This window comes from Chryseobacterium pyrolae (assembly GCF_025153485.1).
Lineage (GTDB): Bacteria > Bacteroidota > Bacteroidia > Flavobacteriales > Weeksellaceae > Chryseobacterium > Chryseobacterium antibioticum.
In genome coordinates this window covers 104,448-125,751 of the sequence record NZ_JANZQH010000008.1, presented here as the reverse complement: position 1 = coordinate 125,751, position 21,304 = coordinate 104,448, and the positions used below count along the sequence as shown (strand labels likewise).

The window sequence follows — 21,304 nt, the reverse complement described above, 5'->3', positions numbered from 1 at the left end:
TTATATAAAAATGTACTTTTGCCCTAAGAGCATTATAATGATGAATAAAACTTTTTATTTTTTCGCCTTACTTTTTTTTAATATTATAAACGGACAAAAACCAGATCAGCACTCAATTGATAGCTTATGGACAATAACGACCAGTAAAGATGCCTATGTTAATAAAGGATCGAAAGAAATGCTTCGTTTATGTACAGAAATATACTATCAATCTCAAAAGATCAATTACGAAAAAGGAGAATTAAGAGCTCTTGTAAAAATGTCTGAGATCTACATCAATGAACAAAATTATGGGGAAGGTCTGAATAAAATTTCTGAAGGTCTTGTATTGGCCGGAAAAAACAAAAATTATGTCATCTGGGCAGATCTTCTTAGATTACAGAGTACCATCTATACTGAATTAGGATATTACAATAAAGCGGATAAAAACAGCCGTAAAGCATTATATGTTGCAGATAAAATCGAAGAAGATGACAGAAGATATCTTGCAAAATCAAATGCTTACCGAAAAATAGCTGAGAATATAGATCGCGAAAATATATTAAAAAACAAATATGATTCTATTCAGATTTATTTTAATAAAGCCTATGAAGAATCTAAAAAGGTGAGCACCAAATTCCCCAAACGGGATATCATTATCGCGAAAAACATTAAAAACTTAGCTTCAGTATTCTATGATCAGAATAAAATTCCCGAAGCAGAAAAATATCTGAATTGGTATGCAGAATTAACAAAAAATGAAACAAAAAATCCTGAATATATTTCTTATTATGTTCTGAAAGGACATATTGAAAATAAAAAAAGAAACTACAAAAGCGCTATTGAATATTTTAGTCAATCCATACACTTGTCACAAGAATACAAGCTACTGCCGGCAGAATTAATGGCAAGCTATTCTGGAATTGCAGAATCTTACAAGGGCCTGCAGGATTATAAAAATCAGGCTGATAATTTAGATAAGGCAAAAAGAATAAGTGACAGTCTATCTGCTATGGAAAGCAGAATTGTAGAAAATGTTGGCCAATCAGAAAAAAAGGAAGAAAATAATGCTCATCTTACAGCTCCATTTATAATCGGTCTTGTTATTATAACGGCATTATTATTTATTTTGATTAGAAGAAGAAAAAACACAGTAGACCAAACGATCTCCCCTCAGCAAAGCGAATCTCAAAAAGTCAATAATCCGGATACAGCAATTAATTCTCTTGAAATAATCCAAAATACAAAAGCAAATTCAGAGGATTTAAATTATGTTATAGAATTGGCTAAAAATAACAACCACACTTTTTATCTGAAATTTTCAGAGCTGTTCCCAACTTTTAATCAAAAACTTCTAGAAATACATCCACAGCTTACCCCTTCGGATTTAGAATATTGTGCCTTAATGAAATTGAATTTTGACACCAAACAGATAGCTACATTCAAAAGAGCTTCAGTGGGCTCTGTAGAAACAAGGAAATCCAGAATAAGAAAAAAACTTAATCTTAGTAATTCCGAAAGTATCTACACCTGGCTAATAAAACTACAATAAAAATAAAACGCTGAAAATCAATTATTTACATAATATAAAGTAATCATGTAATATCTTGTAATAAAATGTAAGTCTGCTTTTTACCCGTTCTGTATTCCAATACAATAGTTTTGTCTCCCAAAGAAAAACACTTTATTATGAGAAAAAAAACAGCAGTCTTTATTTTCGTGATCAGCAGCACTTTTATGTTTTCACAAATAGGTATTCATACCGACAACCCATCTGCAGCTTTAGACATTGTAAGTAAAGGGAGCTCTTACGCTACAAAAGCATTAGAAGTAAATAATTCCAGTGCATTAGAAATGCTTACAGTCGTGGATAATGGCAATGTGGGTATTGGCATTGCAAATCCATCTGCCCAATTACATACCACAGGTACTGTACGGATGGAAGGATTGGGAACTAATGTTAATAATATAAAAGTAATGACCGCAGATGCGGCAGGAAATATTACAACAAGGGCAACCAGTACTCTACTGCCTCAAATCCTTTCAGGGGCGAACGGTCAGGATGCGGTTCTTACAGCCCAGACTATATCTTCCATCAATAATGTACCAGGGTACACCAATGGACTTTTCGTTAAAAGTTTTACAATTTCACAAACTTCTGTCGTTACTTTTTCGTACAGTATAGGTGTTTTGAATCTGCTAACCGCATCGGGAAGTCCTGTCTTTAATGATGGAGCCTCTAAACAGATAGGTGCCAATATAGTATGGAAGACCGTACCTGCAGGAAGCCCTTTCTCAACAAATGGATTAATATGTACCAGTGCTCTACCCTTTTCAAATACCGGTGACTATTATGTAAGCGGTACTTTTTATCCATCAAACAGCTGCCCAATAACCTTAATCCCCGGAACTTATTCTATTGAACTACAAGGCTTTGTAAATGCCGTTGATAATACACAGGGAATCCGCGCCACTTTTGGAAGCAACATCTACGACAGATTCGATATTACAGCAACAGCCGTACAATAATCTAATATTTATAATTACAACTATGGTCAATTTTAACCGGAGATTATTCATCATTTGCCTGATGAACAGCAGTTTATTTTATTCTCAAATAGGAATAAACACAACAAATCCTTCCGCAATGGTGGATATTGTGAGCTTAGGAAATACGGGTACCACCAAAGCATTAAAAGTCAGTAACTCAAATACCAAAGAGATCCTTACCGTACTCGATAATGGCAATACCGGCATCAACGTTTCAAATCCGACCTCACAGATGCATACTTCGGGAAGTGTACGTATGACCGGCCTGGGAATAAACACTATTAATTCTAAAGCATTAACAACTGACACCTCCGGAAGTATAACAACCCGGTCCACTACACTCTTATTACCGCAGGTTCTTGCAGGAACAAATGGTGCAGATGCCATATCTGTAAGCCAGACTTTATCTTCTATCAATGGAAATGCAAGCTACACCAATGGATTGCTTGTCAGAACTTTTACTATTTCTCAAACTTCACTGGTTGTTTTATCTTATCAGTTAGGGGTAGGAAATATTGTTAATGCATCCGGAAGTAATTTAACTGATGGGACATCAAAACAGATAGGAGCTCGTTTAACCTGGAAAAGCTTACCTTCCTCAACCCCATTTACAGTAAACGATGTACTATATACCGATGCCATATCATTTATGAATTCATCAGTCAATTACACAAAACAATTTTTTTATCCTAGAGGAAGTGTCTCTGTTACTCTGTCACCAGGTACTTATTCTATTGAACTGAAAGGATATGTTTATGCCTATGATAATGTTCAGGGCATCAGAGCAACCTTTGGAGGCTCTGCTTATGACAGATTAGATGTAATAGCAACACCTCTACAGTAACAAAAAATAATATCTACAAAATGAAAAAACTCATTGGGGCAGCTAAGCTATCTGTAAGTGCTTATTCTCCAGCTGATATTATGTAAACGGAAGTATAATGATTATATTAAAACTACCTGAGTAACAAATCCTTGTTGAGACTGCTTAGGATCTATGGATAAATATTTAAAATAAAACTGTTTTGAAAAATATACACATAGGAAAACTTATCGAAACAAGATGGAGAGAATTGAATATCCCGATAGAAAGGACCTGCAGATTCTTTAAACTATGTGAAGAAGAAATATATGAGATGTTTCGGCTTGAAAATATGAATTCTCATGATATTCTTAAGTGGTGTAAACTATTGGACTATGATTTCTTCCGTTTGTATTCTCAACATCTGATCCTCTATTCTCCCCAACATAAAAGCAAAATCAAAATAGATACATCCCTGCCAAAATTCCGTAAAAGTATTTATACCAAAGATATTATTGATTTTATTTTATCTGAAATCAATGACGGTGCGAGGACCAAAGCACAAATCAGTGAATATTACAGAATTCCCAAAACAACATTATACAAATGGATTGCTAAATATAGTCATGAGAACAATGATCCTGAAACTGAAGAATAATCACAACCATATTGCCAATCAATAAACAATAGAGGTAATGAAAAAAAACATGCTCCCCGATTACAAATTGATCTTCACCGATATCATTTTAAAAAAACATCCAGCAAAAGAGCTAAGCTGCAGAACGATACTGAAAAAGGATGTGATTTCCGTTTTAGACGTGATTAAACTTAATGACCTCGTTTTTGGAACCGGTGATAAAACAACATCGATAAATAACCAGAAATATAGAGCTTATGATGAATCTACAATAATAGATATTTTAAAGTATCAGAAGAGGAACAAGCTAAACAATTCTCAACTGGCCACTCACTTTAAAATCAGCAGAAATACAATCGCTAAATGGAAAAAGTTTTCAGAACATGATTCCGTAGCCCGGACTTAAATTCTGTATTTTGAATATTCAGATCAAGTGCCAACCAACCATTCTGAATATTAATAGCCTTTGTAATTAAGCATTTTGAGATCAAATACCAGTCACTCGTCACGGTATACAATGTGATGTTCAGTTGAGTAGAATTAAAAACTATTACAACACTGATCCCATTGCTTTTTTATAATTGAAATTAATAAAATTCCGAATTTCGACATCCGTTTACCCATTGCTTATCAACCGATTATGCATGATTACGTTTGCTGCTCTATTTTTTTTCTAGAAGAAAAGATACCTTTGTAATCTTGTATATACTAAACAATTTTAGGTATTGGAAATAATTCTCCGGCTCGTTTTTAGAGACCTTTAGGGTCTTGAATAGAAATGCTGATTTGCCATATAATACGTTAATAAATATATAAGTAAAAACACAAATTTTGTATAACAAACATAAATGATGATTAAAATGCTAAATAATCAAGTCTATTATGGTATTAAAAATAAGCCATGAACTTCAAGGAAATACATATAGGAACTCTTATCAGTCAGCGCATCGCAGAATGTAAGATAGAAATGCTTCGTATCTGTAACTTTTTTAAATGTACTGAAGCCGATATTGAAGAAATGTTGATACAGGAAAATCTTTCAACGGATGTCGTATTAAAATGGTGCAAATTATTAGACTACGATTTCTTTAGAATCTACTCTCATCATTTAATGTTATACTCTTCTCAGTCTTCAGCAGTGAAGTATAGTAATGAATCTGGTAAAGAGAAATCATTACTGCCTGAATTTCGGAAAAATATTTACACTAAAGAAATTATTGACTTCATTCTGGAACTCGTTGAAACCGGGAAAAAAAGTAAATATCAAGTAATAAATGAGTACAAAATTCCTAAAACCACATTATATAGATGGATAGAAAAGTACAGGAAAGACTAAAACCGGATTATAAAAGAATATACTCAGATCTAATAGAATTAAAGCATCCTGAAAAGAAGGAAAAATGCAAAAAAATATTATCTAAAGAACAGTTATCCAGCATCGACATTATTAGAATTAATGCTATTATTTTCGGGAATAATACGGAAAATATTTCCCTCAACCAGAGACACCGTTCGTATGATGATGAAACTGTACAAAAGATCCTGGATTATCAAAAGAACAACAAACTAAGTAACAACCAGGTAGCTAAACATTTTAAACTCAGCAGAAATACGGTTACAAAATGGAAAAAAATTTACGGTTTAAAATATTTGAAAGGTGAATGATTAGATTATAAAACTATGAGAGAAGCAGTGGAAGCAGATTTTCACTATAAAACCAGTTTTTCATATGCATGTATAAAATTGATTAATGCTTTTTTTGATTGGGTATCCATTAAAATACCCTCATCATTGATTTTTCCTTTTATCCCTGGAATTAAAAGCTTTGTATCAGCAGTGAAATGGGCCATTAATGTTTCCATGATCAACTGTAATTCCAAATGTCCTTTTTCCCCATTCGCTGACGCTGTAATAATTCCTAAGGGTTTTTCTGAAAATACGGTTGTGGAAACACACCACTCAATTGCATTTTTAAGTCCACTGGGAATACTGAAAACATATTCAGGGGTACAGATTAAAATACCATCTGCATCTTCTATTGATTGTCTAAAGTCTACAATTGCTTTTGGAGGTTCGGTAACAGAAAGTTCAGGATCAAAATGAGGTAGTAATTTAAGCTCGTTAAAAACGCTCAAGTTAAAAATATCCTTTGTCAGGTCAGCGAATATATCGATGAGTTTTTGATTTGACGAATGGCTGCTTGCACTCCCGTTTATTACAAAAATATCCTTCATACATTATATTTAATCACTCCTCTTATTGTATTTTATATTGCTTTTTCATAACAGTTGAAAACTCCTTTTCGAAAACTGACAGTTCCTACAAGTTCGTATCCTTTTTTCAGATAAACCATATTGGCGGTTTCATTTAATGAGAAAGCGTCAAACCGGATAGATCGATATTGAGAGTCAAGAGCATATTTTTCCGCGTATCTAATCATTTTGCTTGAAATTCCTTTTCCTTGCGCAGTAGGTTTTACATATAAACGATGAATCACTACAAATGGAACAGCTGTTTTCCAGTTTAAATCATTGTATTCTTCGTCGCATTTTTCATTTAGCGCCATATAAGCCAATAGTTCATTTTGCTCTTCATAAATAAATGCTTCTTCTTTCTCAACATCTTGCATTAAAACAATTTTATTTGGATATTCCTGATCCCACTGATCAATACCTTCACTCAGCATATGCATTTTTACTTCCTCTAATACTTCTGATGCTTGAATTATATCTCTTTGAGTAGCTTTCCTAATCATTAAATTATTGTATTTTATTATTCGGGAATTTTTAAATAGTCATGTTGCTTGCTAAAACGACTGCTTCCTATTTTTAGCTAAAATCATTAACCATGCCCTAAATTTAGTTAAATCATTTTCTAAAATTTATAAAACTAAATAGTTATTGTCTATAAATTGAGATGATGAATGTAATAACCAACCGTATTAAAACCCATATTGTTTCTATTATAATCAGGTTGCCTGTTGTTGCTACAACGTAATCTGAAAATAATTATTGGATTAATAGACTAAAACCTTTTTGTTCAGTAATCTGGAGCATAAAAACTGACTGAAATGTTTGATACAGAGCTGCTGAAGATAGAAACAAAGAAATAATTCTAAAAAACATCGATTTTCCGCAAATAAAATTTTCAGGTATGGAGATATTTTCTATCTTTGCCAAAGTCTTTTAGAAAGTACTTTTTATCGGACAAACCTTTAAATAAGGGGGATTGGCGCAGTTGGCTAGCGCGTTTGACTGGCAGTCAAAAGGTCACGGGTTCGAATCCCGTATTCTCCACATCAAAAATGTTTGAAAAGCCTATTAATCCTGTAATTCTTCGGAAATACAGGATTTTTTATTTTTATAAGGAAGCATCCTTTTTTTTTTAATACATATAATACCCCCAATTTCATAGCAGTTATTATCTTTTAAAAAAAAAACAATTAAAATGATTATTATTGAAATATTATTGTTGTTTCAGCGTTTTATTAACATATTTTCCCCATCTTGACCAATAATTAAAATCTCAATCACTTTTCTGTTTCCCTTACGGTAATTTCCTGCATAAAAACTTGATTACTGCACGGATTAAAAAAAACAATTACTTATGAAATTATTTTCAGTATTAGAAATCAATACATTACTAAAGGGTTATATAGTAGGCAGTACTTCACATTTTATTTCCTCTCCGGAGCAAATAGAACTTGCAGGTAATCATCAAATTACCTTTATAGGCAATAAAAAATACGAGAAACTATGGGCTTGCAGCAAAGCATCCGTAGCTGTGGTAAATCATGACATCTCTATTCATCCTGGCGAAAACAGAGCATTTATTAAAGTTAATAATGCCGATCTTGCCATGTCTCAAATACTGGAATTATTTGCCCCCCTTCATCCCCAATTTGATACCGATATCCATCCTTCTGCATCGGTACATCCTACCGCGATTGTTGGCGAAGGTGTTCGTATTGGCGCAGGCACCTACATTGGTCCTAATGTACAGCTAGGTGACAACGTAATCATCTACCCCAATGCGACCATTTTAGACAATAGTACGGTAGGTAAAAGCAGTACGGTATGGAGCGGTGTTGTGATTAGAGAAAACTGCCACATTGGAAAAAATACGATATTGCATCCCAATGCGATTATCGGCGCCGATGGTTTTGGATTTAGGCCTTGTCCTGAAAGAGGATTGGCAAAAATTCCGCAAATTGGGAATGTCATCATTGGAGACTGGGTAGAAATTGGTGCAGGTTCTTGTGTAGACCGTGGTAAATTTAGTTCTACTATTATTGGTGATGGCTGTAAGATTGATAACCTTGTACAAATAGGCCACAATAGCGTATTGGGCAAATATTGTATTATGGCAGGCAATAGTGGCCTTGCAGGTAGTGTTACCCTGGGTAATGGTGTTATTATTGGCGGAAGTGCTTCTATTAAAGATCATACTACTATTGGCGATGGTGCGATTATAGGTGCAGGATCTGGTGTTGCTGGCGATGTACCCGCAGGTAAAACCTATCTGGGCTACCCTGCAGCTGAAGCCCGTACTACTCTAAAACAATGGGCTGCCCTTAAAAAGCTTGCGGCAAACGGTTAATTGTAAATTTGGATTTCCAGATTTAAATTCAATGACTAAATTTTATTTATATTCTATAAAAAGATCGAAAACACAAAATTTTCGATCTTAAGTATATCTAATTTACTTTAAAATAATGTTTATATTTTTTGAATAAATCTTCCATTTAATAAGGCCTTGAGAACGCCTAATTTATATTTTTTTGGATATTATAAATATATTCTGTTGGGATTACTCCTTCGATTTGCCTAAAAACTCTATTGAAAGTTAACTGGCTGTTAAATCCTGATGATGTATAAATTTAGACACAAAATATCTTATCTTACATAAAATAATTTTGTGAAATGATCCAGAAAGAACAAGATATTAATATGGCAAAATGTATGATGCATTCAAAGCATAAACTTATTTCTTTTTTAACCTGCATTTTGATCTGCTCTATGATGATTGCTGTCAAAGCACAGGAAATATCATTCTACACCGTGTATCCATTTGAGGAAGAAGATTATTTTACAAAAACGGTTTTCCCCTTCAACCCTGCTTTTATAAAGAAGACTAAAGTAAAAAGTATTGCGCTTGAGAATAATGAAAAAACCGGGACGAAGTATCTGTATAATTTTAATCCCAACGGCTCCATGGAAAGTATGACCACCATACGCTACCATAAAGAAGAAACAGACACTGCTTTTTATACCAGGTATTATTACAATGCACAGGGATTAATTGATAAAAAAGCAAGAATCGATTATCGGGATGGTATCGTAAAAATCAGCAGCTATCAATATGATAAGAACAACAGGATTGATAGGATTCGCATCTTTTCATTAAATTCTCAAATGCCAAATAGATTACAAAGCAGCGATTGGCTTGGAGAGCCTGTTCCCGGTGCAGACAAAATTATTCTCCGGGGCTCTTTACCGGATGAAAGCCTTTTGAAGAAAATGACCTCCGAAAATCAGTTTTCTTCCTGGCAATATCGCTATTATACAGACCAGAAATTTGAGGCAGAAGAGCGCACCGAATATTTCAATTTTAAGAAGAATAATGACAATCCGGATCCCTGTCATCAAAAGAAAACGTATTATTATCTGAGCGGCCTTCCGGTAGGTTTATTTCTCCACAATGGCTGTGCCGCCAAGAAAATACCTTCCGAACAATATCGATTCAAAGACGGTCTTTTGTCGGAAATAACCGATGCTCCTGCCAGCCTTGAGCCCAAAACCGAAAGGTATACTTATGACAAAAACAAGAATCTGGTCCTGATGGAGGATCTATGGAACGGGCAAAAAGTAAGCGAGCTGGAGATGATTTATGATAAAAAAGGGTTTCTAACTTCCATACAACGGAAATCCGATACAATGGATATGGTTCAGTATTTTCAAGACCGCACACTGTGGTTAACCTATACCTTTTACTAGATCTGAACTGCTTCCTGTTGTGTTTCATCTTCTACCTAAACAGACTTAAATTTTCCGCTATATCCTTGCCTGCATAAGATCTCGCTTCTAGGAGTTCAATTTTTTCTACATGCGCATTCGTAATGCTCGTTGAGATATACGATCGATTCCAGGCAGAGTTCCTGTAATACAGATGTATCGATATCGGAAAGCTTTTTTATATAGATACAAGCTTTGCCCATTTTGAATTTTCCCAGATTGGCTAATAATTTTTCGCTTTTTTCGGTCCCGGAATAAACATAGAGTGAGAATGCCGCTTTTCTTGGCGAAAATCCAAGAATGGGAGCATCACCTTCATGCCCGCTTGCATATTTGTAATGATAATTACCGAACCCAATAATCGTTGGTCCCCACATTTTCGGTTCAAAGCCGGACCATTCCTGTATAAGCTCTATAAGCCGGAAACTGTCATTTCTCTTCTGCTCATTATCAACGTATGAATTGATAAAATCCACTACATCTACTCCTGTATGGTTCGTTTTGGTCTTTGCCATAGCTCAGGTTTTTTGATTATTGTCTTAAAATCTTTTCCATTTTTTTACCTTTCGCCAATTCATCAATTAATTTATCCAGATACCTTGCCTGTTTGGTTAGCGGGGTTTCAATTTCCTCAATGCGGTAGCCGCAAATAACTCCGGTTATTAAATGTGCGTTGGGATTCAATGCAGCTCTTTCAAAAAATGTTTCAAAAGTCACTTTCTCGTCGATAAGCTCCTGTAGTTTTTTGTTATCAAATCCGGTCAGCCATTCTATAACCTGATGCAGTTCTTCTATAGTCCGGCCCTTGCTTTCCACTTTCTTGATGTAGTGCGGATAAACGGATCCAAATATCATTTTTGCAATACGCTGATCGTGTTCAGGTGTTGTTTTCATATCCTGATTTTTATTTTAAATAGGATGAACTACTCATTAATGACCGGTTCCACCAGCTTCATCAGCTTTTCCAGTGATTCCTGCCAACCTAAATAACAAAATTCTGCAGGAATCTGTTCCGGGATTCCTTCCTGTGTGATCTTGATTTCTGTGCCACACAATACCTCTTTCAGCCAAACGGTGGTCGTCATTTCGCCGGGAAGATTCGGATCTTCAAATTTGTCTGAATATTTCAGCAATTCGTTGGGTTTTATTTCCAGATACTGCCCTCCAAAATAATGACTCTTTTCAGTAGTAAAATTATTAAATGACATCCTATAGCCTCCGCCCACTTTGAAATCCATTTCGTGTACGGTACACAAAAATCCATAAGGCGGTAGCCAAAACGCCATTGCATTAGAATCTGAGAATGCTCTAAAAACCTTGCTAACAGGGGCTTTTATTACTCTGTGGAAACTTACGGTACTTGTTGCCATAATTTTATTTTTTTTAGATTAAACTTACTCCGTTTTTTCTGTTAGTTTATAGATAAATTCTTCTATTTCCATTTGTCGTGCATTGGCGAAAAATTGGTCCGTTCCGATTTTAATGAAACCATTTTTTTCTAAAACTTTTTGCGACCCCAAATTATCAAATGTAACCCTTCCAAAAATAGGTCTAAAAGTTTCAATGGTCAAATTTTTTTTGACTGTTGTTTTGGTGTCTATTTTTTTTAATTAGCTGGGAGAATTTCTTATTTAGGTTTAAGCCGATAAGCATACATTACTTTAACTATTTATACATAACCCGCTGCAAAAAATTCTATAGTCCGGAACCAAGCATTTTTATCCAAATAGGTTTATAAACAGGATTCTTAATTCCTTCTGTATGGTACGGGTTATTATTACTCTTCTTTTGTTTCAAAAGTGGTTGGTCTAGCGCAAAGACATTATCGGCAGGTATATGTAATGTTTTGTTTATTTTATCCAGCTGTTTAGCAGCAACTTCCTGTACATGATAAGTTGCAAAAACATTTTCCGGGCGTGTTATTAATTTTTTAAAATACCAGCCTGCAATCTTTTTCGTTTTTGAATCGCTGTAATCCCAACCGCCGGAAAAGCTTATAACTCTCGCTACCGATTCATGCTGCGCAATAAATTCAGCCATTCCTCCACCTTGCGATTGACCAGCTAAGGCTATATCGCTCCAAACAGGTTTGCCAGTACTTTGATTTAAGTATTGAGACCAGAAACCTTCTTTATCATTTTTCGACAAATACTGTAACAACTTTATCAAACGAGGTACAATAGCATCTTGATACTCATCCGGAATAGATGAGAAAACAGTATCACCATATATACGTTTTCTACGAAATTCAGCAGCACAATCAATGTCTTTACTTAATTTGTTTCCCACACATACCTGTGAAACACCGGGAGTGCTAATAAAAGAAAGTGCAATAATCCTATATCCCTGATCCAAAGCTGTTTTGAAAAAGCTTATTGGAACATTATTAGTCGATCCATTAGTACCCGTAAGCCATAGCAACACCTTATTATTTTTAATAGCCCTGTCGTAATAAACGACATGCACACTGTCCCAGTTCCGTACGGTGGGATCTGCTTCGCTAGGTCTTACTTTAAGTATTTTATATCTGGCAAAATCAGCAGAATGGTTGATACTTTGTGCTGTTATACCTATGACAGGGTTTACAATAAGTACCAATAAAATGATTGGTAAAATGATTGAGAAAAAAATCTTTTTTTTCATTCGTATTTAGTGTTAAAAATTAGTATACTAAGTTATATAAAAGTACTATACACTTCGAAAATCCCAAGATAAAATCTGTGTGCATCTGAGCATGCGCAATGTGATATAAATATTGAAATCTCCAGATTCTATTCACAATAAATAGAAATTCTGTACATCTTCCCTTGCTCATAACAATCACAGCTGATCTAAGATCCAAAACATTCGATATAGTTAAAAAGATACTTACTCCCAAAATAAAAACCCTGTAATTATTTAAAATTAAAGGGTTTAAATGCTTTTCAATCGTTTTTGAAATCAATGCCATATGAATTAAAGGCTATTTTAATTATATGCAGGTATTTTTTCAAGAAGTAACCACAAATGCCTGTCAAACTTTAAATAATAGATCATATCCTGTTTTGTTAAAAAACTTGAACCTGTTTTTGGTATAGAGACTCGCAGAATTATTTAATATTATAAATTTTCTTCCATCTTGCCACTGTATTTCTACTGAGCTTAAACTCCAAAGCCAATTGTGTATTACTCATCTCATATTTTATCTGATAATGAAGTAATTCAAGAATAGAATCTTCATCATACGATCTCCCTTGCTGTGTAACGATCTCGTTTACTGTTTGTTTTGAAATTAATTTATTGAATTTGATGATGTCAATACTCCTTTCCAGTTTTGGAACTGTCATATGATCTTCTAAACCTTTAAACTTGATAAGATCCTCATATATTTTCTGATAATTAGGTGTTTTCATATCATAAGTATTTAATGTTTTCTTAACCATTTGTAAATTGTGGTCCTTGGAATGTTATATTCTTCCATAATTTCTGATACAGACTTTTGATTGGTAGAAACTAAGCTTACCAAAAACTCCTTGATCTCTTTAGTGTAAATATTTTTTCTAAATATTATCTGTCCATTAACTTTTTTTGTCTCTTTATTCCTTTTGGTATGGGAGATACTGTCATATAACAAAAGATGAGTCACATATAACCTAAAGAAGTCATATTCTGCCAGTTTGCACCATTTAAGAAGAATAGCCGTGTCTAAACTTTTTTGATCATACATTTTGATGATCTCATCTTCGTGCACCTTGAAATATTTACAAATACGATCAATAGATATTTCCTGCTCCCTTACCTGTTCTTTTAAACAGTTTCCTATATGTATGTCTTTAAAATCTATATTCATATTATTGAAGATTAGTTTTTTTAACATGCTTTTCTATCCACCTGTAAACCATCCATTTATAAATAGTTTTCTTGGGAACATTACTTTCTTTGGAAATTTGTGAAATGCTTTTTTGTTTAGTATCAATTAACTCTAAAATAAAATTTCTTATTTCCCTTTTGTTGAGGTGCATGGGATTATTTATTATACTTTAGAACCGTTTACAGTAAAAGTACTACCAGGTAATACTGTATTAACCCCTGCATTCCAGGCTTGGGAATACATCACGTTTGACAATATCAGTAAAGTCGCAAATAATAAATCTTTCATGTAAAATAATTTAAAATTTTCACTAGGGTTTCCAGAAGGACCATACCGTTCCATTAAAAATAGCCAGCTGATGTTTCACAGTATCATACACGATCATCCCAGCTGCAGGATTGATGATATTCAAATGCGGACTATCTACTTTTGGGAGTATCATTGCTTTATTGGTATCTGTTAATACCAAAATCCCTGAGGTGCCATCTGTAGCAGCATTTACGCCGACTGCTGTTTTCGCAGAAGTTTGCTCCACAAGAGCATCTTGTAATGTGGTATCTACGATACCTGTATTATCTACACTCAGGTCAAACCAACTTCCGTTTTTTCTATATTTTACTTTTTTATCGGTAATGTCATAAATCATTGTACCGTCTACAGCACCTGTTACTGATCCTGTAGAAGTTACCCAAGGCAATAATAGCCCCCTATTGCCCATCCCGAATTCCAATGAAACTGAAGAATTGGTCACTGAATTTTTGCCTATTGCCACCTGTGCAAAAACACAGGCGGAAATAATGACAAATATTGATATAAACGTTTTTTTCATTTTTGAGATTATTATGAGTTAAAATAGTATTAATAATCAGGGCAGGCTTGTGTATTAAAGCACTGCCAACTAAATGTCATCCCATTATCCACTGTCGTATAAATTTTTAGACAATCGGCTTCTTCATCGTAAACCATCATTCCTTCAACAGGAATAGCAATAGCATTAACCTGTGCTGTCGTAGGTATTCTGTTGACCACAAGCCCTTTGGCCTTAGCTTCCAAAGCCGTCCATGCTCCTTTTCTAACCATTGGCCAGTTGCCGCTGTTTACACCTGCTCTTCCTAATGCTGTGATACCATACTTTGTGTCTAATACAGTTCCAGTCAATGTGGCCGGTTTGTAGCAGAAACATCCTGAGCTTACGGAAGCATTCTGAGAATCTCCTATTCCTTGTCCTGTATTTCCAACAATTGTAGGGATACCATTGGCATCAACACATACAGAACCTGCACATAAATTTTGATTAGAAGCCGAAGAACCTGTTCCTACAGAAAGACTACCTCCCGCATTAACTAATTGGGATGATGTAATATTGGCTGTTCCTTCTAAAGCATCCAGACATCCATCATTATCTGAATCCAGGTCAAGATGATTTGGAATACCATCTCCATCGGTATCTACCGTGGTACATGTTTGCTGTCCATCTAAAAACACATCAAAACCATAAGCCCAGACATCTGCTGCTATTCTTAATTCAGCATTTGTAATTGTTGAAGCGGTTTGATTTGCACCACTAAAAGAAGTTGCATCCGGAATAAATACAATCTTCCTATCTGCATCCCGGGCAAAAACTGCTTTACCGTTAGCATCCACCATTGCTGTTTCATATGTTCTGGTTAAAGAAGCAATCGTCATTTGTACAGTCCCGGACTGGTTGAAAGTATTTTCCGGCCAATAACCGTTAGTAAAAACAGCGTCCCCGATAGATCCATAAGGAACATCTGTATTTAAATTGTTATTCGTGATCTGATACCCGTAATCGGTTGCATTATTCTGCATTACAATCACTCCTTTATTGTTGTTGTCAGACCATGACAATATTCTGGTATTCACTGCCGTTGAAAGCTTGTCTGCCGAAGTTTGGGCATCAGTCGCTGAAGATCCTACATAGAATACATCTATAGTATTGGCCAGCAACTGGGCCTCAGTAATAGCTGCTTCGGTAGCAAACGGCACAAACGTAATCCCTGAAAATTTGTTATAAGTCCCTGTGGAACTAAAATTAACCGTATTGCTTAGCATATTCATCATTAATCCGGTTGTTCCCACGGTAGTATTTAAATACCCTATTCTTAAATTTCTTCCCAATCCGCTACAGGTATTCCCTTCATTCGTATCCAAAATACCATCATTATCATCATCCATATCTGCAGCATCAGGCAGAATATCCCCGTCACTGTCCAGACATTTCCTGATTGTATTATCCAATGCATGGGGATCGTACGTACTTAGATAATCCGGAATCTTGTTTGTATTGGCATCCACAATATCTGCCAAACCATCGCTATTGGTATCTGTTGCCGTACCAGCAGTTGAAATAAAGGCAAAGTTTGAGGTTAAGGAAGTCGTTGCCCCCGATTCCAAAGCATCACTGCAACCGTCCCCATCTGAATCGAGATCCAAATGATTTGGGGTACCATCTCCATCTGTATCTAATGTCGTGCATTGAGGAGCAACAAACCTGTCAAAGAAGTAGGTCCAGGTATCTGCAATTGCCTTTTGGTCATTTGTGGTGGGAGTAATCATACCTGATTCAGCATTATATATGGTAGCATCAGGGAAGATCAGCAAGTTATATCCCCGGTCTGTGATCACTACAGGTCTCAGATTCGCATCTGTCATCAGAATATCGAATGGTCTGGTACTGGACTGAATGGTCATCTGAATTGCTCCTGACTGATTCAGGGAAGACGTTGGCCAATATCCGTTGGTGTAGGTATTCGTCCCTATTGTTCCCGAAGGCGTGTTGGGATTCACATTATTATTGGTAATGGTATACCCGTAATCAATAGCATTATTCTGAAGGGCAAATATTGATTTGCTGTTATTCTGGGCCCAGGTGATTAATCTGGTGTTGAGAGCTGTAGATACCTTATCTGCACTGGTAGTGGCATCATTAGCTGAAGATCCAACAAAAAACACGTCTATAGTATTGGCAAGTAAACTTGCTTCAGTAATGCTTGCTTCAGTGGCAAAAGGAACCAGGGTAATCCCTGTAGTTTTATTATAAATACCATGGGGTCCAAAATTATTTAGATTTAATAATAAATTGGTTGCTAAACCATCGTCTCCTACACCACTGGCTAAATATCCTACTCTGATATTCCTGTTAATTTTTCCACAAAAATCTCCTTCGGAAGTATCTAAGACTCCATCATTATCATCATCTATATCAATGGGGTTGGGAACACCATCGTTGTCTGTATCAATACACAGGTTTTGATTGTTATTATTGGCATATTTTGCATAGGTGGATACGTAAGAAACCTGTCCGCTGTCTGCACTGGTTTCCACAGCATTCGCCAAACCATTGATTCCGTATGGTCCTGGTAAAGTACTTAGTGTCTTATTGGTGGTTGCATGGGCTTCATACGCATCTGAACAACCATCATTATCACTGTCCGTATCCAAATGATTGGGGGTTCCATCTCCATCCGTATCCACGCTGCAAATTCCAGGTTTCGGATGTGCTGAAGGGATATAGGCTACAGTTGTTGAAAGCAGGGATGCAATCTCGTGTATTGCTGTGGTACCCGCAGTTACAGAGGTTGCATTGCCTCCGGAAACAGTTCCTATATACCTGATCTGATAATATAGGTAAGGCGTTGTAGAAGTAGTATTAAAGGTGGGATTTGTACCGGATATGCTTATTCCAATGCCTGTTGTAAGAAGCGTATAGCCAATACCGTCATTGGAGCCGTATAATTTTGCAAAACCACTAGCCGCCATCCCATTAGCGGCTTGAGTTACGGCCATCGATTTTAGAATGACCGGAGTTGGATATTGCACCGTAAATATAGCCGACCCTGAAGTGATGGTCTGTAATGCTGCAAAATTATACGCAGTAATTGTAGTTCCATCATTGGTGTTATCATTATATAGCAATGGAATATTAGTACCGGCAGCAGGATCTCCGATGCCCCCATTTAAAGGAGAGATGACAGAAGCTATTCTATTGGCTTCATATACCGTATAAAAACAGTCCGGTGATTCTTCTGCATCCGGAACACCATCATTATCATCATCCAAGTCACTGACATCCGTAATGCCATCACTATCTGAATCCTGAGCTTTTACTATATGTGTTCCTATGGATAGGAATAAACATATAGTAAAAAAATTAATTAAAAGTTTTAGTTTTTTCATTATTCTTACTTATTGGATATGCTATTTTTATTACTTAATGTCTGTGATTGATATGACGGCTTTTCGTTGTTTTTTGTACTTATGTTTTTAGTAAAAAAGTCACGCTTTATTCACGAGGAATAAAAAAATTGTCTTTTTGAATATCCTAGTGTCTATTTATAATTTTTTCTAATTGCTCGTTCTTTTGCCTTAATATTTTCACTTCTTTACTGAGCTCAAATACATACAGATACAGTTCTTCTATTTTTTCAAGATTTATTTCTGAGGCTCTGTTTAGAATTATACCTCCCTGACTTTCCACATCAGAAGCAGACGGAACTCCCGGTAGATGTTTATTTTGATGCGTGAATTCTTCCACTTCGTCTAAACTCATCATCTTATAAGAAGGGTTTAATTTTGATACTCCTTCAAAATGTTTTTCAAATACATAATCCGGGGTAATTGTTCCTGAGGCTAAAATGTTACCAATTACATGTAGTTTTTGAGAAGGAGTGGTTGTTCCGATCCCAAAGTTACCGTTGGTTGCCAATATTGCTCTGTTGTTATTCGCTCCGAAGATTAAAGGTCCCGACGATGAATTGGTCCCGATGAAAAGCTCACTACTTCCTGTAGACAATAGTCTGGAAGTACCATCTGTTAAAAGTTCCATATCCAATGTCCGGCTGGAACCAATCAACGCTCTTATTAATGAGCTGCTACTTCCTCTGCTGATAATCCTTGTGCTACCCGGCACTGCAACGTTAATATCAAATGCTATATGATTATTTACATTACTGATCCCATTCTGGAACCACAGCATTTTATTATTGGTTGAAACCGTTCTGTTACCTGTAAGAGTACCATCAGAATTATAAATATTGACTCCCTGAGGAAGGGTAATGGCACTTGAGGATATTCCATTCACTGTAGTTGTCAATGTATTTCCTGACACCGTATTGCTCACCGTTTTCACGGCTGTAGTAGATGAAGCTATTCCATTGACTGTAGAGGTAATGGTATTTGCTGTACTGGTCAGGGAATTGGTAATCGCCACGGTTCCTGCAGAATCTCCTGTTTTTATCCATTTTGATCCGTCATTGTAGTATAAGCCGGGAGTAACATCAGATACTGTAGCCGTATTGTATACCATCATTCCTGCTACATGGGTACTGAGAGGCGAAGGACTTGCTGTAGAACTCAAAGCTATACGGGTATTGAGAATCCCTTTATTGGTAGACACAACATCCAATGCTGCATCCATATTGGGCGTTGGCGTGTTTATGCCAATCTGAGCAAATGAGAAGGTTGAAATCAGGAAAATTCCTAAAGAAATTACATTTTTTTTCATTGTGTGTGTTTTTAGAATGTGTGTTTAATCAAAAAATAAGAAGGAATAGATAAGATATACCAGTCCCAACTTATGACTGATTTGGATCATATATATCTGTATAAGTATAGGTATAGGTATGGGTAAGTGTTAATTTTTTTTCATTTTAGTGTTGTGTTTCTTATGAGGCTATCAAAATTTTAAAGAAAGTAAACCTGAAATTTCATAGGGTATAAAACCTGGTTTCCATAAAGCTTCAAACCTCTTTCATCAATATCTCAGTTGTAAATCAATAGAAATATTCCAGTGAAAGCAAAAATAAGGGGTACCAACGAAGTACTTCAATGCGTAACCACCTATTAATCAATCGTCAATATTATTCCGAAACCACAGCATCATATCATCTTTTGCAGGAACAAAAAGCCTTTTTCTCAGATTATACTTATTATTTTTTATAGTTTGAACTGCTTTAAAAGTATATTCTGATATATCTTTTGTATTAAATCCTAAATAGATATAAGCACATAGGATGAGTTCTGAAGTTCTAAGGTTAGGATTAATTTTCAGTATTTTTTCACGAAATTCCGGATAGATTTCCTGAAACCGACCCCAGAACTCAGGACTATTTTCTTTGACCAATTGGATGATCTCCTCAAATGATTCATTTATTTTTTGTTTTAATACCTCCACTTCTTTATCTTTCTGCACAATCATTATTTTCTTCTCTTTGAGTAAAAAGCCTTTCTTCTTATTTTTCCTGTAATAAAAGAACCCTAATGAAGAAACAGCAATACTGATTATAAAAATTCCACCGATGATATAATATAAGTTTTGTCTGGATGATTGGTTTTGCTGTTCCTCCTCTTCCAAGAATTGAACTAAGGAAATATCTAATACCTGTTTTTGAATTGCATTCAGGCTGTCATTGAGGGGGACATATTTGGCAAGATATTCTTTAGCTTTCTTAGGTTCACCCATACTATCATAAGAATTGGAAATCATTTGGTACAATGTCCTCATGTCTTCCTTTCTTTTCATTTTTGTATAAATGTCAAGCGATTGCTGATAATATTCTACGGCTTTTCCATAGTCCTTTTTTACAAAATAAACATTCCCCATTCCCCACAGAACAGATCCTTTTTGATACTTATGATTCGGTTGGGTAATGGCTTTATTCCATGCTTCCTTTATGTAATATTCTGCAGAATCAAGTCTGTTATTATTGATGTGCCAAAAGGATATTTTTCCAGCATTTAGAGGGCTTGGTTTAATTTTGTATGCTTTATGAAGATAATAAATAACAGAATCCGGAAACTTAGTCACTACATTATTTGAAATTGCTTTATAGCTGTAGGCATAGCTAAGATAATTTGGAGCATCTTTTACTCTGCACCCATAATATATGCCTTTGTCAAAGCATTGGTTCGCTTTTTTATAAAACCCTAATATCTCATAATTTCTGCCATATTCTACATAAAGTTCAGATAATAACCTGTCATCCTGCTTTACATAATCTTCTTTTTCAGCCAGTTTCAGAAACTGCAGGCTTTCTTTATTATTCCCTACTAAAAGTAAAGTATTGGCCATCTTTATGTAGCCTTTCCCAATTCCTTTCCCATACCCTATCTTTTTAGACGCCTTAATCACTTTCTGATTTAATAGGATTAATTTCTGAAACTCTCCTTTATCTCTTAATACATTGGTTACCTTATCTTGTAAGCTATCAATCTCACTCTTCGTATATTTTGTTCGAGAATCAGAATAAGTAGATCCTGTTTGAGAGAAAAAAAAATTCGGAGTAAGAATAAAGAGTAACCCGGATAAAAAGAATAAAGCAGAAAAATAGAAGATCTTTTTTTTCATAAATGTGTTATTGAGTTTTAATTTTTTTTAGGGTTTGGTATATTATAGACTATCCAAGCGTTGGAAGGTTTCTGCTTTCTATTACAGTTGTATTGGGTAAGAATTT

General features: G+C 35.2%; 21 protein-coding genes and 1 tRNA gene. 10 read left to right on the top strand and 12 right to left on the bottom strand.

The window, feature by feature from the left end; translation table 11 throughout:
• Positions 1–37 precede the first annotated feature (37 nt).
• From NZD88_RS16480 to NZD88_RS16450, 7 genes are all read left to right on the top strand, one after another.
• Positions 38–1,531 carry a tetratricopeptide repeat protein gene (locus NZD88_RS16480; RefSeq protein ID WP_259830572.1) on the top strand — a complete coding sequence of 498 codons (1,494 nt, stop codon included), beginning with the start codon at positions 38–40 and terminating at the stop codon, positions 1,529–1,531.
• A gap of 137 nt (positions 1,532–1,668) precedes the next feature.
• On the top strand, positions 1,669–2,508 hold the full coding sequence (locus NZD88_RS16475; protein WP_259830571.1) for a hypothetical protein: 840 nt from the start codon (positions 1,669–1,671) through the stop codon (positions 2,506–2,508).
• 61 nt (positions 2,509–2,569) lie between these two features.
• On the top strand, positions 2,570–3,373 hold the full coding sequence (locus NZD88_RS16470; RefSeq protein WP_259830570.1) for a hypothetical protein: 804 nt from the start codon (positions 2,570–2,572) through the stop codon (positions 3,371–3,373).
• Positions 3,374–3,554: 181 nt separating this feature from the next.
• Entirely contained in the window at positions 3,555–3,989 is a 435-nt protein-coding gene (locus tag NZD88_RS16465) for a transposase (RefSeq protein ID WP_259830569.1), read from the top strand.
• A gap of 37 nt (positions 3,990–4,026) precedes the next feature.
• The gene (locus NZD88_RS16460; RefSeq protein WP_259830568.1) at positions 4,027–4,374 is read left to right on the top strand and encodes a helix-turn-helix domain-containing protein; all 348 of its coding nucleotides are present in this window, start codon (positions 4,027–4,029) and stop codon (positions 4,372–4,374) included.
• Between the two features lie 495 nt (positions 4,375–4,869).
• On the top strand, positions 4,870–5,304 hold the full coding sequence (locus tag NZD88_RS16455; RefSeq protein WP_259830567.1) for a transposase: 435 nt from the start codon (positions 4,870–4,872) through the stop codon (positions 5,302–5,304).
• On the top strand, positions 5,277–5,633 hold the full coding sequence (locus tag NZD88_RS16450; RefSeq protein ID WP_259830566.1) for a helix-turn-helix domain-containing protein: 357 nt from the start codon (positions 5,277–5,279) through the stop codon (positions 5,631–5,633). The genes NZD88_RS16455 and NZD88_RS16450 overlap by 28 nt, the downstream gene beginning before the upstream one ends.
• A 44-nt stretch (positions 5,634–5,677) precedes the next feature.
• Here the strand turns inward: NZD88_RS16450 and NZD88_RS16445 are convergent, their stop codons facing one another.
• Both NZD88_RS16445 and NZD88_RS16440 read right to left on the bottom strand, forming a co-directional pair.
• Positions 5,678–6,202 (bottom strand): NADPH-dependent FMN reductase, encoded by a 525-nt coding sequence (locus NZD88_RS16445; RefSeq protein WP_259830565.1) that lies wholly within the window; start codon positions 6,200–6,202, stop codon positions 5,678–5,680.
• A 32-nt stretch (positions 6,203–6,234) separates the two neighbouring features.
• On the bottom strand, positions 6,235–6,723 hold the full coding sequence (locus NZD88_RS16440) for a GNAT family N-acetyltransferase (protein WP_259830564.1): 489 nt from the start codon (positions 6,721–6,723) through the stop codon (positions 6,235–6,237).
• Between the two features lie 467 nt (positions 6,724–7,190).
• Here NZD88_RS16440 and NZD88_RS16435 point away from each other — a divergent pair.
• The 3 genes from NZD88_RS16435 (at position 7,191) to NZD88_RS16425 (ending at position 9,964) form a co-directional block, all read left to right on the top strand.
• A tRNA-Ala gene (locus NZD88_RS16435) sits at positions 7,191–7,264 on the top strand.
• Between the two features lie 310 nt (positions 7,265–7,574).
• The gene (gene lpxD, locus NZD88_RS16430) at positions 7,575–8,567 is read left to right on the top strand and encodes a UDP-3-O-(3-hydroxymyristoyl)glucosamine N-acyltransferase (protein WP_259830562.1); all 993 of its coding nucleotides are present in this window, start codon (positions 7,575–7,577) and stop codon (positions 8,565–8,567) included.
• Between the two features lie 323 nt (positions 8,568–8,890).
• A complete protein-coding gene (locus tag NZD88_RS16425; RefSeq protein WP_259830560.1) occupies positions 8,891–9,964 on the top strand; it encodes a hypothetical protein in 1,074 nt (357 codons plus the stop codon).
• Positions 9,965–10,059: 95 nt separating this feature from the next.
• Here NZD88_RS16425 and NZD88_RS16420 read toward each other — a convergent pair whose 3' ends face one another.
• The 10 genes from NZD88_RS16420 to NZD88_RS16375 all read right to left on the bottom strand — a co-directional run bounded on the left by NZD88_RS16420 (position 10,060) and on the right by NZD88_RS16375 (position 21,198).
• The gene (locus NZD88_RS16420; protein ID WP_259830559.1) at positions 10,060–10,497 is read right to left on the bottom strand and encodes a DUF1801 domain-containing protein; all 438 of its coding nucleotides are present in this window, start codon (positions 10,495–10,497) and stop codon (positions 10,060–10,062) included.
• Positions 10,498–10,513: 16 nt separating this feature from the next.
• The gene (locus NZD88_RS16415; RefSeq protein ID WP_259830558.1) at positions 10,514–10,876 is read right to left on the bottom strand and encodes a DUF2200 domain-containing protein; all 363 of its coding nucleotides are present in this window, start codon (positions 10,874–10,876) and stop codon (positions 10,514–10,516) included.
• A gap of 29 nt (positions 10,877–10,905) precedes the next feature.
• A complete protein-coding gene (locus NZD88_RS16410; RefSeq protein ID WP_259830557.1) occupies positions 10,906–11,352 on the bottom strand; it encodes an SRPBCC family protein in 447 nt (148 codons plus the stop codon).
• Positions 11,353–11,677: 325 nt separating this feature from the next.
• The gene (locus NZD88_RS16405) at positions 11,678–12,625 is read right to left on the bottom strand and encodes a BPSS1187 family protein (protein ID WP_259830555.1); all 948 of its coding nucleotides are present in this window, start codon (positions 12,623–12,625) and stop codon (positions 11,678–11,680) included.
• A gap of 446 nt (positions 12,626–13,071) precedes the next feature.
• Positions 13,072–13,374: a helix-turn-helix domain-containing protein gene (locus NZD88_RS16400; protein ID WP_259830553.1), complete on the bottom strand. Its 303-nt coding sequence runs from the start codon at positions 13,372–13,374 to the stop codon at positions 13,072–13,074.
• An 11-nt stretch (positions 13,375–13,385) separates the two neighbouring features.
• A complete protein-coding gene (locus tag NZD88_RS16395; RefSeq protein WP_259830551.1) occupies positions 13,386–13,811 on the bottom strand; it encodes a transposase in 426 nt (141 codons plus the stop codon).
• A 331-nt stretch (positions 13,812–14,142) separates the two neighbouring features.
• The gene (locus NZD88_RS16390) at positions 14,143–14,661 is read right to left on the bottom strand and encodes a hypothetical protein (protein WP_259830548.1); all 519 of its coding nucleotides are present in this window, start codon (positions 14,659–14,661) and stop codon (positions 14,143–14,145) included.
• Positions 14,662–14,690: 29 nt separating this feature from the next.
• On the bottom strand, positions 14,691–18,029 hold the full coding sequence (locus NZD88_RS16385) for a hypothetical protein (RefSeq protein ID WP_259830546.1): 3,339 nt from the start codon (positions 18,027–18,029) through the stop codon (positions 14,691–14,693).
• A gap of 145 nt (positions 18,030–18,174) precedes the next feature.
• Complete coding sequence (locus tag NZD88_RS16380; RefSeq protein ID WP_259830545.1) at positions 18,175–19,356, bottom strand: autotransporter outer membrane beta-barrel domain-containing protein; 1,182 nt, start codon at positions 19,354–19,356, stop codon at positions 18,175–18,177.
• Positions 19,357–19,698: 342 nt separating this feature from the next.
• Positions 19,699–21,198 (bottom strand): tetratricopeptide repeat protein, encoded by a 1,500-nt coding sequence (locus NZD88_RS16375; RefSeq protein ID WP_259830544.1) that lies wholly within the window; start codon positions 21,196–21,198, stop codon positions 19,699–19,701.
• Positions 21,199–21,304 lie beyond the last annotated feature (106 nt).